This window comes from Ruegeria sp. CDSA241 (assembly GCF_059611265.1).
The window spans coordinates 126,167-143,046 of the sequence record NZ_JBXWPF010000011.1 but is presented as its reverse complement, the minus strand read 5'-3'; the positions used below and the strand labels follow the sequence as shown (position 1 = coordinate 143,046).

The window sequence follows — 16,880 nt, the reverse complement described above, 5'->3', positions numbered from 1 at the left end:
AAGCAATCTGATGGAAATCCAGAACCGGCTGACGTAAAAGAACAAATCAGAAATTGCGCTTCAGCATGAGTTCACAACCGGAAACCCAAAATGTCTCGAAAAGCTGTCAGAAGCGCGCCTTCTTTCGTGCGAAGGTCCCAGAGCAATCGGGAAAGTTGCTCTATTGGGTCTAATTTATAAAATATAATCAATGCAATACACTGAACTATGGTGCGGGTGGAGGGACTTGAACCCCCACGCCTTGCGGCGCCAGAACCTAAATCTGGTGCGTCTACCAATTTCGCCACACCCGCACGACCAGCAGCTGCTGCCGGAATGCCGCTCAATAGCAAAGCTTTTGAACGAGTGCGAGAGGGAAATTGTAGTTTACACGAAGAATATTGATGCCCGTTTCAGAACAAACCCAACCTCTGCTCAGAGGCACCACACAACCCGAAAACATATGAAAGACCGCACGACCACACCGACCGGAAAGGCCAATGGACTTTCAGCTGACCAAGCTTTGCCTGACGCCGCCCAAAACAGAAATCTCGCAGACCAGGTAGCCCCCAAAAAAGACTATGTGAAACATAGCGTCCTGTTAAAATTCACCATTGATGAACCTGCCAAATTTAAACACCCTCACGTTGTGCCGTGTTGTTGTTGCCTTTCCCGAAAGCGCACTTTGTTTGGGCGATGGATTCTGTCTCATGACAAGATTTTGCCAAATATGGAGCTGACCGCATGTATGTAAAACTATAATTTAATAAATAGTTACACCCCATTTGGAGACCAGTTATCAAATTCGGCTCGCTGTGAACTTCAGCAGATATGCTCATATTTTTATACGCTTTTTAGTTTAGTAGTGGGCCCGGGCAAGCCCGCAGCCATACTTGCGCCACAATTCAAACGCCAAAAAATCTTATTCGCGTCAAAATAAGACCGCCTTGCCAGTAGTTGATGGGTGGAAAGGAGTTAATGAGTCTTTTGCCTTCGGGCGTCTTACCAGTTCGTTCGCTTAACTCCAGTACAAGGGTCTTTACCGTGACCAACATGATGAACTCTGCATCTGCCGAGCAAGACGCGATTGGTCTTGCACGCGAAAGTTTTCTTGGTGAACTCAAAACCCTGAATCGCGAACACCCGAATACCGGGTTTGGCATCTCGCTGCGCACGCATTCTGGCGGGCATTATTTGCTTGCCAATTCCCGAATGCCCCTGCCCGAGGTCAAATCCCAGGGTTTCCCAACAGGGCGCAGTGTTGCGTGCCTGGAAAATAGCGACTGCTTCAGCTCGATCGAAGTGCTGGCCGATGCCCGCGCATATGAATCGATCACACCAAGCGCCGAAGCCGCAATTTTGGGTAACGCCCTGAACCTGATCGCCCGGATTGATACGCTGACTAGCGCACCTCACGGGCAGATCGAACCTCATATCGCCGCTACAGGAACCGGAGGCTAACCATGGCGCGTAACGATCATCTTTTGTCTGTTGGAAACGAAGCGCTGACCCCAATGACTTCGGCCATGTCGGCATTGACGACACAGATTGACCAACTGACAGAGGTGGCGGACGCGCGCTCCTCGGCACGTCTTGCGACGCTCAAGACACGCATGGAGAATTTCACTGCCAGCGTCACGCTGGTCGGTCAGGTCAAGGCGGGAAAATCTTCGCTTGTGAACATTCTGTCCGCACGCCCTGCCCTGCTGCCTTCGGATGTGAACCCCTGGACCTCTGTGGTTACCACGCTGAACATCAACACCAGAACCCAGGGTGATACAAAATCCCGGTTCACTTTCTTCGAACAAGAGGAATGGGACAATTTGATGGTTGGCGGCGGCCGGCTGGGAGAGCTGGCCAATCGGGCCGGCGCCGACGATGAAATGGACGATATCCGCCGTCAGATCGGCGAAATGAAAGCTAAGTCCGAGGAACGACTGGGTAAGCATTTCGACCTGATTCTGGGGCAAAGCCATCAATACGACTATTTCGATGAGGAACTGATCCAAAGGTATGTGTGTCTGGGTGATGAAGACGACCCGGACATCAACCCCAAGACCGGTCGTTTTGCGGATGTGACAAAGTCGGCTGAGCTGTACATGGACATCCCTCAGTACCCGATTTCCCTCAAGCTGTGCGACACACCGGGTGTAAACGATACGTTTATGGTGCGTGAACAGATCACCCTGCGCAGCCTGCGCGGGTCCGAAGTCTGCATTGTGGTTCTGGCAGCCAGTCAGGCTCTGACCACAATGGACATGGCGCTGATGCGGATCATCGCTCAGTTCGAAAATCGTCAGATTATCCTGTTTGTTAACCGAATTGACGAACTTGCAGATCCGGTCACCCAGGTTCCTGAGATTCGGGATCGGATTCTGGACACGCTGAAACAGAACAATATCGACACCAAGGCAAGTGTCGTGTTCGGCAGCGCCCTGTGGGCCGAGGCCGCGATAACTGGCAATCCCGATATTCTGTCTGAGGAATCCCGGAAAGCCCTGAACACGTTCTATCTGGCGGCCGGGTTTGGCGATCAGGCCCCGTCACTGGACAAGATTTGGGCGTTGTCCGGTTTGCCCGACCTATTGCTGGCGATGAATGAACGCATTGCCGAAGGCGCAGGAACTCGACTTCTGGACCGTGTACGCCACCGGGCGCGTAACATCGCCAGTCAGATCCGGGCGACCGCCGTGGCCAAAAAACTATCCGACAGCGAAGGGATCGTGCGAGAGCTGAACGGGGTAGCACCCGAAGACGCCGTGGCCGAGGTCAACGCAGAATATGAAAAGAAGGCCGCTGAGCTTACTGCTTCCTTGCGCGCGAAAGTGCTTGAGCGTCTAAACTCGGCCGAAGCCAACTTTGTCAAACGTGCCACCGATTCTCTGATCGCGCATCTTGAGCAAAATGGCGAGCAAGGAACGTGGCAGTACGATCCTGCCGGGCTGCGGACCTTGCAAAAAGCGGCCTATTTTAGCTTTGCCCGGTCGATGCGCAAAGAAGTTGGTGCGTTGTATTCAGCGGCAGCCGCTGACATCGAAGCGTTGTATCAAAGCCTGCTGGGCAACCATCTGGGAGAGTTCAGCATCGAGGCACCAATCGTCCCGCGGGTACCACCTCCACTGGGTATCGGACGCACGATTGCCCTGGACTTGCAAAGCACATGGTGGCGCCGCTGGTGGCAACGCCGCAATGGTTTCGAGGCCTATGCGGCGGATTATACGCGCCTGATCACATCGGAGGCGAATTCGATCACCAAGGATATCGAAGAAAACCAGATTGCAGCAGTTCTTGAAAATGTCCGCGCCGCCCTTTCCGACTTTATGCGCGAGCAAAAGGAGACTCTGTTGAACATTTCGGCCTCGGCCGAAAAGGACCCCGGTCGCAGTGCAGCGCTGATGGAGGGGCTGGCCCCTCAGAAATCCCGCGACGATATCCTCGGCGATATCCTGAAAGATCTTAGTAACGAGGCAGCATAAGTAGCGATATGGCAAAAGATTCACAAACCCGCTTCGTCTCTTCAAAAGCATGGGACCGCATTGAAAAATGGTCCCGCAGGAAACCTGTTTTCGCACTTATGGGGGAATTCAGCGCCGGCAAATCAACCTTGATGAACTTTCTGCTGCGCTCGGAGGCACTGCCTACACAGGTTACAGCCACACAGCTGCCACCAGTTTGGTTCAGTTGGGGTAGAAGGTCGGCCTATGTACAACGCCCTGACGGAACTCGCGAAAACATCAACCTGGACCAGTTGGAACAAGTCGGGGTGAATGATGCCCAGTTTATTCGCATATTTCTGGAATCCGACATTCTTGAAGCCGTCGACCTGATTGACACTCCGGGTATTTCCGACCCCAAGATTTCTACTGATGTCTGGCGACGGGCTGTCGGTCAGGCAAATGGCGTTATTTGGTGTACGCACGCCACGCAGGCATGGCGCGAAACTGAACGGGCAACCTGGGTTTCCCTGCCCGAACGGTTGCAACATAATTCATTGCTGCTGGTCACACGTGCAGACGTTTTGGATGTCAAGGATCGCCAAAAGGTCCTTCGTCGTGTGAACCGCGAAGCAGGTCACCTGTTCAACCGTTCGATCCTGTTTTCAGCCCGTGATGCCATCATGGCCCGCGACAAAAGTGGGGACGCCGAATTGTGGACCCGCAGTGGCGGTGGCAAGATGGTCGACAGCTTCCTGGAAATCACAGAACTGATCATGGACAGCCGCGCTCATCAGCTGGCGCGTTATCAAATTGACACCAGCTTGTCCGATGCTCCTCAGGTACACCCGCTGCGCCCGCGGCGCAATTTCTCGAATGTACAGGGAACCGCTCCGCTGAAGCTGGTAAACCCGCTGCATGAGGGAACAGAGCCCGAGGTGGTGACACAATTCCCCGTGCGCCCTGCCCGGGTCGAACTGCGCCCTGATGAGGTTGAACGTGCCCCGCGCATTGACCCACAAGAGGCCGAACGTCTGCGCGCCGACATGACCTCGGGCGCCGAGATCGTAAAAGAAGAAAAAGAAGACGAATTGCGGGCGTTCTTCCGGGAGACCACTCCCGAGGACTCGGACGTTGCCGATCTGTCCGTTGCTCCTACCGAGGATGATGAAACAGACCCACAGGCCGTATCCGTCATTGATGAAACTGACATTGTTGAAGTTCAGCCACTTTCTGCGGAAGCCGAAGTTGCTGAAGAAGAAAACCTGTTCAGTGACGAAGACGAAGCTGACACATTCATGGCCTCTTTGGAGGACCAGCTTACAGATGTTCCGGAGCCCGAAGAGACCGCTCAGGCAGAGCCGGAAGAAACCCCGGTCGAACTTTCCGTATCCTCGATCACAGCGTTGATGGCTGAACAATCAGATGATGCCGAGGATGAGTTCGAACCAGAGCCGGAAACCAATGGCCTGATGAACACTCAGGTTGTTGCCATGCCAGAGAGCAGACCGGAAATCGCGGGCTCGTTTGAAGACATTGTAAACGTGTCCGTCGACACCCCGCTTAGCGCGGCGGCGATGTGGCGCGAGGTCACGGATGGCGAAGACATGCCCACCAACCCAGAAGCGTTGAAGAAGGTATTTCAAGCATTTCTTGAGGAGTTTGACCAAATCACGGCCGACCACAATGCGCGAAAATCAGATAACGCGGTAAGGCCCATGGCCAATACCTCTGAAGACACGGGTGTTGAACGACATGTACTTTAGCCGTGAGAAACCTAGGAGACAGGGCAACTGATGTCTATCGAAACAGCATTAAACGATGCGATGGCGACCATACCCGACTGCATAGCAGCCGGGTATGTCGACATGAAGACAGGTATGTTGCTAGGCACCCATGTCACAGACTCGGAAAGTGCCGAAGCCTTGGATACTCTGGCCATTGCGGTGGCCAACCTTTTTCAGGGGCGCGGTGTGATCGCGTTTGAGAATCTGCTGCGTTCGACCGACGCCGACGATACGGAAAATCCTGGGTTTGGCGAAATCGCAGTGTTTTCAAAGGATCGGCTGAGTATTTTCCTGCGGACCCCGGACTACCCGGACCATGTGGTCTGCTACATCTGTCGCGACAGTGCCAATGTGGGGCTGGCGCTTACTAAATCGCACATAAGCCTAGGGCCGGTTACGGCCGCTGTATAACGGGACCAGAGGGGGTCACGGCATGATGGATACTGACATACTGGACATGCTCGAAGACATCGGGCGGTTGTCGGTCGCCCGTTTGAATCCGACGGTTACATTAGCTGCTGAGACGACTGAGATTCGTCGTGAAAAGATCCTGCGCACCATTCGCGGAACCATTTTGCCGCGCCGGCTGGAATTTACGGCGGCCAATGGCGATTGTCTGGCAATGGAAGTCAACAGCTCTCGGGTAACTGATGTTTTCCGGGTCCGCTCGGGCATGATACCGGATTTTGAAACTACTCCGCGTGAAGAGCTTGCGACCCGCTTGGCCGAATTGGTGTCCGATATTGCAGCAGCCCCTGCCCCGTTGGAGTTGCTTTCTCTGCAGCCGGACACGGCGCTTGAGGTCGATGATGTCGGTGTGACTTTCAGCGAGATTGCAAAGGCTTGCGGCACTATCGAGCTGCCGCCCGAGACGGTCGTTTCTTTGGTTCCCGACACGCCTGCCCCGCAAGAAACAGATATTCCAGCGTCCGCCGCCGGGGCGACAGCAGGAACCATTGCCAGCGCGTTTTTTGATGGCGCTGAACGGTTCGCATTGGGACGCGCCGAAGTTTCCGTGGACGGTGCAGCCATCTCGCGGCTCGAAGGAGTATGCGACGTCGGGCAACCCATGCACGCCGATCAGGATCTGCTTCGTCAGTTTGCACAGGATCTTGTTGGATGGGACGGTGACGCCGCCACCGCGCTGGATCATCCTCAGCTGATTGTAATGCGGCCTTCAGGGGGCAAAGGGGATGCGCTTGCCGTTCTGCATGACGGGTCACAATTTGCGCTGGCCATTCATGAAGCGCGCAAACTGGGAGCCGTCGTAAACCTTTGGAAATCAGTTACGGGATCGGAAAAATGATCCGGTGCCAACAGTTCAATTTTTCAACGAATTCGATCCGTGAAATAAAGTAGTCAGGGTATGTGTTATGAGTGAGAATAATCGTCGCGAGTTACTTCGTATAGCCAACGAGATGAAAGGCGTCAGCAATGACGAAACCGGGCAGTTTATCTCTCGGATCATTGGTGATCTTTCGAACCTGAAGCCCTCGATTGCTTTTGTTGGTCAGATCAAGGCCGGCAAATCCCGACTGATAAATGGTTTTACCGGACAGGCCGAATATCTGCCGTCGGATGTGAACCCTTGGACAACCGTAATCACTGATATGCATTTCGGCCACCCGTCGGGCCGGACGCAAGGTGCCGAGTTCCATTTCTTCGACAACCGTCAGTGGCAGTCCCTGATTGCCGAAGGCGAAGAGCTGCGCAACATGTTCCCCGATGACGAGGACAGTTATAAGCGCGAGATGATCGAAGAACAGGTCGACGCAATGAAGACCCGCGCCAAGCTTCGGCTGGGCGATAGCTATGAACAGCTGCTGGGCCAACATCATGATCTGGAAGACCTGAATTCGGATGATTTGGCACGTTATGTTTGCGCAGGCGATGACCCGACCGAGGGTGGGACACACGATCCGGCATCGGACCGGGGCCTTTACAGCGACATCACCCGAAAGGCCGAGGTCTATTTTGACATCGGACATTTCCCATTTCCGCTTACGGTCACCGATACACCCGGCGTAAATGACCCTCTGTTGATCCGCGAAGAGATCTCTCGTCAATACCTCAAAGAGTCCGACTTTTTTGTGGTTGTCCTGTCGGCGCATCAGGCGCTTTCTCGGGCGGACTTGAAACTGTTCCGCCTAATGCAAGCGCTGGAGCTGGGCCAGATCGTGGTTTTTATCAACCGCGTGGACGAATTGGGAAATGGTGCCGAAGATGCCTTCAAGGTGCGGGCCGATGTTTTGGACGGGCTTGAAAAGGCACTTGGGAACTCGAACATTGACGTTCTGACCGGCAGTGCCCAATGGGCGCATTACGCCCTGACCGGTGACGAAGCCGGTATCAATCACGACGATGTCCTGGCCTGGCTGCGCGCGCACCCCGATCAGATGAAGCAATATCTGGACGGTGTCGAAGAGATCAAACAAGGCCCCGGCCCGATCAGCCGCGAAGGTGTTTTGCGCTTTGCCGCTATGATCGCCTCCGGGTTGCCCGATCTGCGCCGGCATGTGACCCGAGCGCTGACAGAAGGCCCGCGCGATGAACAACTGCGTATGGCCTGGCAGCATCTCAACAGCTTTGCCCAAGGTGAATTGGACCGGTCCAAAGCGCATCTGCGCGCGATCGAGAACGACACCACAACCTCGGCAGAAGACGCTGGTGAAAACAACAGGATATTGGCCGATCTGCGGAACTCGGTCAGCGACAAGACCACCAAGATCATTGACGAAATGGATGACGTCCTGGCCAACCTGAGAGGCGTAATGGATGACACCGTGGCCGAGGCCGTGTCGGGCGTTGTTCGCGGCCCGAACGGAGATTCTCCGCTGTTGTCGAAAACCGGAGAAACCGAGCTGAATTTTACGCCGCTGCGCGACCGCATGCGCGAACTTGTTCAGGGGGCCACCCAAGTTGTCCGCCAAAGAATGCTGAGCGAGCTCTACGCAATCGACATGCAAAGCAATGCCACGCTGCGGGCTCTGCCCGGCTGGCAGGACGCAACCGACAATCGGATGAACACCAGCGCAGTTCGCTGGTTCCGTCCGGACACGTCCGCTTTGACCCGTGGCATCACTGTTGAACTTCGGGTAAACTGGTTGTCCCGGCTGATTTCGCGTAAAAGTGTCGTGTCCCGTGCCGAACGCATGATCGTTCAGGAGTTTGAGATGATCGGAGATGATCTGGTGGATACCGCCCGCGGTGATTTGACCGAGCGGCTTAATACCGTGCTGGACCATTATCTGGCCCTGCTCGCCACACATCTTGAACATCGTGCCGGAAGCGGCGAAACAAATGCCCGGGCCGAGGCGCAAGCCGCCTTCAACCACGCACAACATATTTCTGACGAACTGGGCACCCTATTCAGCCAGCATCAAACAGATGAAAGACTAGCAGAGGCAGCGGAATGATCGAATTTCCCGGAACCGACAAGGAAGTGAGGCAGCTCGAGCGCTTTCTGACCGCGACCGAAAGCCTGCCGAGCGACGTGGCGCTCGAAGATATGCGCGCCCGTGCTTTGGCGCATGCCGAACGCTTGTCAAACGCGGTCAATATTGGATTCGCCGGAGAGTTTGGGGCGGGAAAATCCAGCCTGGCCAACATGTTGGCCGGGGCAGATATTCTGCCTACCGGGCCGCAGCATCTGAAACTGCCGCTCGTTATTGTGGCATATTCCGAAACCCCCGAAACAACTGTCGGGTGGTGGGACCGTGAACCTAAGGTCTATTCTGGAATTGCACTTGAAAAAGCCGCCAAAGACGAACCCGACTTTATCTCTGTTGGATTGAACACCCCTGCCCTGCAAGAGATATCGCTCTACGATCTGCCTGGGTCAGGCGCTTTGGATGATACCTATAAACCGACGCTCGATCTGCTCAAATTTGTGGATTGCGCAATCTGGTGCACCAACGGCACAAATGCATGGCGCGAAACGGAACGCCATCTTTGGGCTAAGGTTCCGGAAGAGTTGCGAGCAAACAGCATATTGGCTGTGACACATACAGATTTGCCTCCGGTACGCGACGCGCTTGACCGGGTGTTGGCCCGCTTGAACAAAGAAAAGCGCAATATGTTCCGCTCGGTTGTGCCGATCGGCACCCCAGTGGCTGTCCGTGCCATGGCGCAAGAGCCAGAACCGGATTTCGCCCTTTGGGAAACCTGCGGTGGACAGGGGCTGGCCGAACAGGTGCTTGATATTGCTTCGAACCGGCGACAGGCAGACCTGAGTTCGGCGCGCGAAGATCTGGAACAGCACTTTCTGCCCTATCTGAAATCGATTGACGTTCAGGTGCCGGACATAGCCGCCCTCGACGCGCCCTCTATGCAGGCTACGCTGGAAAACGTGCTACCCCCTATCGACAATCCGATCCTGGAAGACTGGCTTGCCGCAATTGCCAGTATCTATGAGGACCTGCGGGAAACCTCAAATATGGAGCCTGCGGCTTTCCTGCAAAGCTGTCAGGAAATCGTTGAGGATTTCGCCGAGCGCCTGGAAAACGATGGCGAGATTGACCCGACGGCGGATTGGATTCCGGGTGAGTTCGAAAAGGCCACGGACTTGTTGCTTTTGCTTCAGTTCGAAAGCGGCGTTGCGCCACTGAAGGATGCGATTAGCATCCTGGCACAGCTGAGTGACAACCTTGCTTGGGCCGGCAGCCGGGTTGAATCGGCACAGCCAAAGACCGGAACCTGAAATTTCCGCTCAAAGCTGAGCGGCAATTCCGCGAATCGTAGAAGCGATTCCTACGAATCTATTGTTTCGAATTTGTAGACCAATCCTTAAGAATTTGTTTTTAGCTTTCGATTTTATCACAATATATTTCTATATGTAGTATAAACTGTCAAATACACACCACATATAGATCAATCGCAAAAACGATCCTTAGTGAAGCCATCAGGCGGCCCCAATAAAGTCAAATTTGAATCGTCTAACCGACTTGAGTGTCCTGCGGTTGTTTTTGGTTGTGTGTTTGCGGGCTATTTGCCCAGGTTTTTTGCCGCAAAACGATTAGAACGGGCGGAATGAAATGAGCCATAACCAGGCTGTCGGTGCAACGCACGACGAACCTAAGATTGAAGGACTTGAACCTGGCGCAAAGCTGTTGCGCGGGCAGTATGAGATTCTTCGTTTCCTCAGCAATGGCGGGTTTGGGATTACCTACCTGGCCCGCGACAGCCTAGAGCGCGATGTCGTGATCAAAGAGTGCTATCCGGGCGCTCTGTGCCGTCGGAATGGTGACGCGGTTGAACCCATCAATCCCGACCACAAAGAAGATCTGCGCGCGATCATCGACCTGTTCATTCAGGAAGCGCGCAATCACGCCCGACTGGTTCATCCCAATATCGTTGACGTACATCAGGTCTTTGAAGACAACGACACGGCGTATATCGCTATGGACCTGATCCGGGGTTGCGATCTTCTAGATTATTCCGAGAACCCCGAAAACGACGCTGGCCCGGATTTCATTGTCCAAGTCACCGAGAAAATGCTGTCGGCCGTTTCGTTCATCCACCAAAGCGGAATGCTGCATCGCGATATCTCACCGGACAATATTCTGATTGACCAAAACGGAGACCCGGTCCTCATCGACTTTGGTGCCGCGCGGGAACAGGCAGCCAATCAATCAGCTGCCCTGTTGACTTTGCGGGTTATCAAAGACGGCTATTCCCCGCACGAATTCTATGTACGCGGCGCAGATCAGGGACCCAGCAGCGACCTCTATGTTCTCGCGGCGACGCTTTATCACGCCATCAGTGGCGAACGTCCGATCGACGGGCAAACCCGACTGAATGCCTTCAACAATGGCCAGGATGATCCCTATACGCCCCTCGCAGGTCAGTACAGCGACTATCCCGATGGGTTCCTTGAAGCGATCGACAAAGCGATGGAAGTTCACGCAACAGATCGTCTGCAAACGGCCCTGGATTGGCTGCGGATGTTCCGTGGTCCCGGCGTCATGTTTGACTCGTTCGCCTATCGTCCGGTCTCGGTCATCGTAGCGATGGACCGTAAGGACGAAGTCGAAGAGCAAGCCCGGATCAAAGCCGAAAGTGAAAATGCCGAGGCGGTGGTGACTGCCTTGTTGGCTGGGAACCCTGACATTGCCCTGGGTAATGAGGATAAGTTTGAGGGCGATCTGGCCAAGTTTGCACAAAAAGAAGAGGCCGCGGTTGCGGTCGATACGATCGTCAAGAACGGATCAGGCGGCAGCGGTAAAGTCATCGCAGGCGCTGCTGCGGTGGTGGTTGCCTTGGCTGCAGGCGGATTCGTTTTGTTCAGTGGCAGCGAAGAAACCCCCGAACCGACAGCAGCGCCGGTCCAAGTGACCGAGACAGAGGCACCAGCCTCGGAACAGCCGGAAGAAGCCGTGGAAACGGCGGCACCGGCCGCTGCGGAAGAGGTCGTGGAAACGGCAGAACCGGCCGCTGCGGAAGCTGAAGCACCAGAACAAGAAGTCGCAAGCGTAGAACCTGTTGAGCAGACGGATACCCTCACGGCGCAAAACGCCGAAGCGCTACCTGTCGAGGCAACCCCAGTTGCTGCTGACCCGGTAGAAATCAGCGCTGCTGCTGGCCAACCGGCAGAAACGCAGATTGCGTATTCTCATTGGGATGTGGAAATACCGTTCCAGACCTCGAAACGCCGCGCCTCGACTGGCAGCGTCGTTGTCGTGACCGGCATTGACCCCACGCTGGATACTTCCGTGATCGGAGAATGGGTGCAGCATGGGGCGTCGATTTATACTCTGAACGGAGTGCCGGTCCAGGCAGATGCAAGTTTTGCCGCCCAGATTTTGGATGACCTGAAGGTCGATCCGGATGGGTATATCCGCATCACTGCCCGTTATCGGGAACTCGGAAAAACCCGTGCGCAGAACGGATTGCTGGCCCTGCCCGCCATTCGCATGTTGGGTCTCGAGAATGGTTATGTGTTCACTATCAGAAACAGCAATGGAAACGGCTGGGCAACTGTTGTTGACACTGCACCAGACGCGCCCGCAGCAGGTAGCCTGCGCAAAGGCGATGTACTGATCTCGGAAAATCATACCGGTCAGAACATTACCAACCCTGAAGGGCTGGACGCGCTTTTGCAGCTCCTTGTTTCTGAAAACCAGTCCGAAGCCCGCTTTACAGTTCTGCGCAACGGTACTGAAACGGGTGCGGTTATGCCCCTGGTACAGGAGTAATGATCCGGTCTGATTGTGATCTGCCTGTGTGTGTTTGCTGAGAGTGAAGCGAAAGCCATCACTCTGACGGGGACCGGCCCGTCGCAGAAGGTAAATGAGTTTTTTGTTCCCAATCATCAGTGCCTGTGTACCGAACGTGCAGAGGTGAGTAGCAGCCCCATGGGACGTAGATCCTGTGCCAAGAAACAAAGGTGTCGACACCATGTTTAAATATAAAAGCCCCCTTAGCCGGCTTCTCGAAGGTGCCGGCAAACCTCAAGAGACCGAAACCGAGGAGGTCGCGGCACCTGAGTCTGATAACGCTGAACCGATTGCGGATTTCAACGCACTTCGTAATGCACTGGCAGGCGGCAACACTACCGCTGATAGCTACGATGAAAGCGAAGAACTATTACCCGAAGACAAGATGCCGGAGTTCTCCGAAGCAGAACAAGCCACTGCCGATGAGATTATCGTCGAGGAAGTGGTCGCCGAAGTGCAAAGCGCCACCGAGGTTACAGTTGATGCCGACCCAAAGGACGACGAACCGGTTGTGACACTGCATGTGTCAACCGAAGAACTGACAGCCACGATTGAAGATCCCGCGCCTGAAATGGCGATGGAAGAACCGGTCGTAGACGTAGTCGTCGAGACAGTTGATCCGGAACCAGAAGCGCCTTCTGCCCCAGAGGTCGAGGCACAACCTCAGCCTGCTCCTGCGGCAAAAGAAGACAGACGCAGCCGTGTGAAAACCACCTTCCTGGGCTTCGAGCGCGCGGATACGCATGTTCAAGACCTGATGGAATCAGCCGAGCCGGTGGCTATGGCCAAGACCGAGGCAGCGCAGGCAACATTCCCGGTAGGATGGCTTGTTGTAACTTCCGGCCCCGGCCGCGGTTCCAGCGTTACGCTGACAGAAGGCCTGATGCAGATTGGGCGTAATGATGATCAGGCGATCCAGCTGGACTTTGGCGACACTGGGATTTCCCGCAGCAACCATGCTGTAATTGCCTATGACCCGGAAGACCGCAAATGCTATTTGGGCCATGGCGGCAAGGCCAATCTGGTGCGCCTGAACGGCAAACCCGTTCTCAGCACGGTTCCACTCTCCACTGGCGATCTTATCCGGATCAGTGAAACCTCAATCCGTTTTGCAGCCTTCTGCGATGACGGCTTTGATTGGCGGGATGCTTAATTGATGCTGGCGACCCCGGCATATGATCTTGCGCTGATCCTGGATCAGGGTCAGCGCGACACGCAGGAAGACGCGGTCGCGTCGCGTATGTTCGACGCGGCGGATGCGGGCTATGTCATCGTCGCGGACGGAATGGGTGGGCATGCGGCAGGAGAAGTGGCATCTGAACTGGTAGTCAAAGCCTGGCGCGATGCACTGGATACCGAACTTGAAGCAGACGCTCCGGCTGAGACTGCGCTGATCGACGCCTTACCCTTGGCAGCCATGCAGGCAAATGCCGCGATTTCGACTTACTGCGAGGAGCAGGGTGAAGATTTCAACATGGGATCAACCATGTTGGGAGTTTTGCTGCTGGAAAAGCGCGTCTTCTGGATTTCGATTGGCGACAGCCCCCTTTATCTCTATCGCGACCGTACCCTCAGCCAAATCAACGAAGACCATTCGATGGCTCCGATGATTGATGCTCAGGTTGCTGCAGGTACCCTTACGCCAGACCAGGCGTCGTCTCACCCCGACCGAAACCAACTGACTTCGGTGATAATGGGCGCCGCAATTCCCAAGGTCGATTGCCCGGAAGAACCATTGGGTCTTAGCACCGCGGATGTGCTGATCGTGGGAAGTGATGGGCTGCAATATCTGAGCAACACAGAAATTCAGGCAATTCTTGAGGAAAACGAAGAGGCGCTGGCTCAAGATATTGCGGATGCGCTGTTGCGGGCACTGAGATCCAGGAACGACCCGGATCAAGACAATACGTCGATTGGCGTCATCAAACTCAGAAGAAACGACTAGAGGCAAAGCAACCGGACCAATGAAACTCCATCTGATCATATCCAGCCTGGCACTAGCTGCCGCGACGGGCGCTGCTTCGGCACAAGAAGCATGCTCAACCTATGAAATCCAGCGAGGCGACAGCCTGCGGGAACTGACCATCGCAGTCTATTCGACCGAAGATTTTCGGATCATCTTCGAGGCAAACCGCGATGTAATCGGAAATAATCCCAATGTCATCCGCGTCGGCGACGTTTTGACCCTGCCGTGTTTGGAAGATATCGGGCGCGCGGCTGCCGTGCCGCAGACAGAGGCCGAAGCAATGGCCGCCGAAATGGCCGCCGAACTTGTCAAGGCTGCGGAAGATCGCGCTGCCAAAGCTATCGCCGAAGCCGAGTCCCGCGTGGCCGAAGCCAAAGCAGAGGCGGTCATCGCCGCCAAGGCTGCGGCCAAGGATGAGATCGAGGCCGCGCGTGCTGAAGGTGCTGCCCTAATCCGCAATGCAGGTACCGGTGAAAGTCCTGAAATCCGGGATCGTCAGTTGATTTTGATCACTGGAGGCAACTATTCCCCGTTCACGGATGAAGCTCTGCCGCATCGTGGTCTATATACAAATCTTGTTGAAACCGCGATGTTGCGCGCAGCGCCGGAACAGTCCTACAAGATCCAGTTCGTCAATGACTGGTCTTCACATCTGGATCTGTTGATGCCGACGCTGGCATTTGACGCAACCTTCCCGTGGTCGCGTCCAGATTGTGACGACGCAGATGCACTGTCTGAAAATGACCGTTCACGTTGTGAAACCTACAATTTCTCAAACCCGTTCTATGAAGTTGTGGACACGTTCTTTGCTCGCGAAGGTTCGGGCTATGAAGAGACCCTGACATATGCGGATTTTGCCGGTGCAACCATCTGCCGACCCGAGGGCTGGTCTCTGTCGCATATGGATGCGGTGGGGCTGTACGAGCCCGCGATCACGATACTGCGCCCGGTTTCGCCGGATGAATGTTTCCATGCATTGATGGATGGAACCGCCGACATCGCCGCAATTGAGGCCCATCTGGCCGTCGAGGCAATCGGTCGGCTGGGTTACGAGCATCGCATTGTAGAAAACCCCAACTTGGCAGCGATCAAGTCTCTTAACATCATGACTCACAAGGATAATCCTGATGGAGAAGCGATCCTTGAAACGCTTAATCAGGGTCTGGCGATCATGCAGCAATCAGGAGAGTGGCGCGACATCGTCTCAACCGCTCTGCGTTATCAAATGGAAAATGGCTAAGGCCCTTATTGGCCTAAACTCAAAAAAGTCTGGAGGAAGTGGACATGTATAAATTTAACCTGAAGAAAGTCGTGATTTCGGCCACCGCCGTCACCGCCCTGAGCGCCGGAGCTGCCGCAGCACAGGAAGCCTGTAGCAACTATACCGTCGCGGATGGTGACACGATGGCGACCATCGCCATCGCGGCTTATGGCACCTCGAACTATCAGCCGATCTTCAACGCCAACCGCAACATCATCACCAACCCAAACGCGCTGGCGCCTGGATTGGTTCTGTCCCTGCCCTGTGAAGACGGTAGTCTGCCGAATGGCCAGTCAGCACAGGAACTGATCGCAGCAGAAGAAAAGCGTGCGGCCAGTGTGAAACGTTCGAACGTCTACGCCCCGCCAATCAAGCTGGTAGCGGGTAACGGATGGGAGCCATTCACAACCGAAAGTCTGAGTGGTGGTGGGATCATGACCCGCCTGGCGACCACAAGTCTTCAGCGTGCCGGCAACAGCCGTGATTTCTCGGTCAGCTTTGTCGACGACTGGACTTCGCATTTGGAAACTCTCTTGCCGCTCGGCGCATTCGACATCTCGATCGCCTGGACAGTTCCAGATTGTACAAACCACACCTATGAGTGGTCTGCAGCGACTGAATCCCGGTGCAACGAGTTTGTTGCTTCGGTTCCGGTCTATGACATCGTCGGCGGCTTCTTCACTCTGCCGGAAAGCGAATACTCACAAGCGACGGCCTTCGAAGACCTCAAAGGTGCAACCCTGTGCCGTATGGACGGCTGGAGCATGGTTGTACTTGAAGAAGTCGGCTTGAATTCCGAGAACCTGACGTTGGTTCACCCCAGCTCGGCCCGCGAGTGTCTGGATGCCGTTTTGACCGGCTCAGCCGATGTGGCCGCGTTCGAAGTCGATCTTTTCGCTGCAACCATGAAGGACATGGGCCTGACCTCGGAAGATATCGTAGAAAACCCCTATGTTTCCACGCTGTCCTCGATGAGCTTCCTTGCGCACCGCACCAACCCGTTTGCACGCGAATACATCGCTATGGTCAACAAGGGCCTGAACGAAATGCGTGAATCCGGCGAATGGTACGCGATCATTTCGGACACGCTGCGTGAACAGAACGAAAAGCTGAACGCCGCGTCAAACTAATACCGATACATATGAACAGTCGCAGGGCCGGTCTTTGGACCGGCCCTGTCTTTTTTCAAGATCCGAAGATTTTTGCGACAGGAATGAGAGTCCGAGTAATGGCTGCCGC

Annotated in this window: 12 protein-coding genes and 1 tRNA gene; 12 read left to right on the top strand and 1 reads right to left on the bottom strand. The window is 54.9% G+C overall.

Annotation, left to right across the window (positions count from 1 at the left end; all coding sequences use genetic code 11):
* Positions 1 to 208: 208 nt before the first annotated feature.
* Positions 209 to 293: transfer RNA gene (locus tag AC2FJV_RS12045), tRNA-Leu, on the bottom strand.
* Positions 294 to 957: 664 nt separating this feature from the next.
* Here AC2FJV_RS12045 and AC2FJV_RS12040 point away from each other — a divergent pair.
* The 12 genes from AC2FJV_RS12040 (at position 958) to AC2FJV_RS11985 (ending at position 16,771) form a co-directional block, all read left to right on the top strand.
* Positions 958 to 1,440, top strand: a complete 483-nt coding sequence (locus AC2FJV_RS12040; RefSeq protein ID WP_246097206.1) for a hypothetical protein — start codon at positions 958 to 960, stop codon at positions 1,438 to 1,440.
* 2 nt (positions 1,441 to 1,442) lie between these two features.
* Positions 1,443 to 3,455 (top strand): dynamin family protein, encoded by a 2,013-nt coding sequence (locus tag AC2FJV_RS12035; RefSeq protein ID WP_142636261.1) that lies wholly within the window; start codon positions 1,443 to 1,445, stop codon positions 3,453 to 3,455.
* 8 nt (positions 3,456 to 3,463) lie between these two features.
* Positions 3,464 to 5,179, top strand: a complete 1,716-nt coding sequence (locus AC2FJV_RS12030; protein ID WP_142636259.1) for a dynamin family protein — start codon at positions 3,464 to 3,466, stop codon at positions 5,177 to 5,179.
* A 30-nt stretch (positions 5,180 to 5,209) separates the two neighbouring features.
* Positions 5,210 to 5,611, top strand: coding sequence for a hypothetical protein (locus AC2FJV_RS12025; protein ID WP_496713821.1), 402 nt, complete (start codon positions 5,210 to 5,212; stop codon positions 5,609 to 5,611).
* Between the two features lie 22 nt (positions 5,612 to 5,633).
* Positions 5,634 to 6,506, top strand: a complete 873-nt coding sequence (locus AC2FJV_RS12020) for a hypothetical protein (protein WP_142636255.1) — start codon at positions 5,634 to 5,636, stop codon at positions 6,504 to 6,506.
* 67 nt (positions 6,507 to 6,573) lie between these two features.
* Positions 6,574 to 8,616, top strand: a complete 2,043-nt coding sequence (locus AC2FJV_RS12015; protein ID WP_496713820.1) for a dynamin family protein — start codon at positions 6,574 to 6,576, stop codon at positions 8,614 to 8,616.
* Positions 8,613 to 9,899 (top strand): dynamin family protein, encoded by a 1,287-nt coding sequence (locus AC2FJV_RS12010; protein ID WP_271948831.1) that lies wholly within the window; start codon positions 8,613 to 8,615, stop codon positions 9,897 to 9,899. Before AC2FJV_RS12015 ends, AC2FJV_RS12010 begins: the two co-directional genes overlap by 4 nt.
* Before the next feature lie 334 nt (positions 9,900 to 10,233).
* Entirely contained in the window at positions 10,234 to 12,393 is a 2,160-nt protein-coding gene (locus tag AC2FJV_RS12005) for a serine/threonine protein kinase (protein ID WP_496713819.1), read from the top strand.
* A gap of 202 nt (positions 12,394 to 12,595) precedes the next feature.
* Positions 12,596 to 13,567, top strand: coding sequence for an FHA domain-containing protein (locus tag AC2FJV_RS12000; protein ID WP_496713818.1), 972 nt, complete (start codon positions 12,596 to 12,598; stop codon positions 13,565 to 13,567).
* A 3-nt stretch (positions 13,568 to 13,570) separates the two neighbouring features.
* Positions 13,571 to 14,359, top strand: a complete 789-nt coding sequence (locus AC2FJV_RS11995) for a PP2C family protein-serine/threonine phosphatase (RefSeq protein ID WP_496713817.1) — start codon at positions 13,571 to 13,573, stop codon at positions 14,357 to 14,359.
* Positions 14,360 to 14,378: 19 nt separating this feature from the next.
* On the top strand, positions 14,379 to 15,620 hold the full coding sequence (locus tag AC2FJV_RS11990; RefSeq protein ID WP_496713816.1) for a peptidoglycan-binding protein LysM: 1,242 nt from the start codon (positions 14,379 to 14,381) through the stop codon (positions 15,618 to 15,620).
* Positions 15,621 to 15,664: 44 nt separating this feature from the next.
* Entirely contained in the window at positions 15,665 to 16,771 is a 1,107-nt protein-coding gene (locus AC2FJV_RS11985) for a transporter substrate-binding domain-containing protein (protein WP_271948822.1), read from the top strand.
* The last annotated feature ends 109 nt before the right edge of the window (positions 16,772 to 16,880 follow it).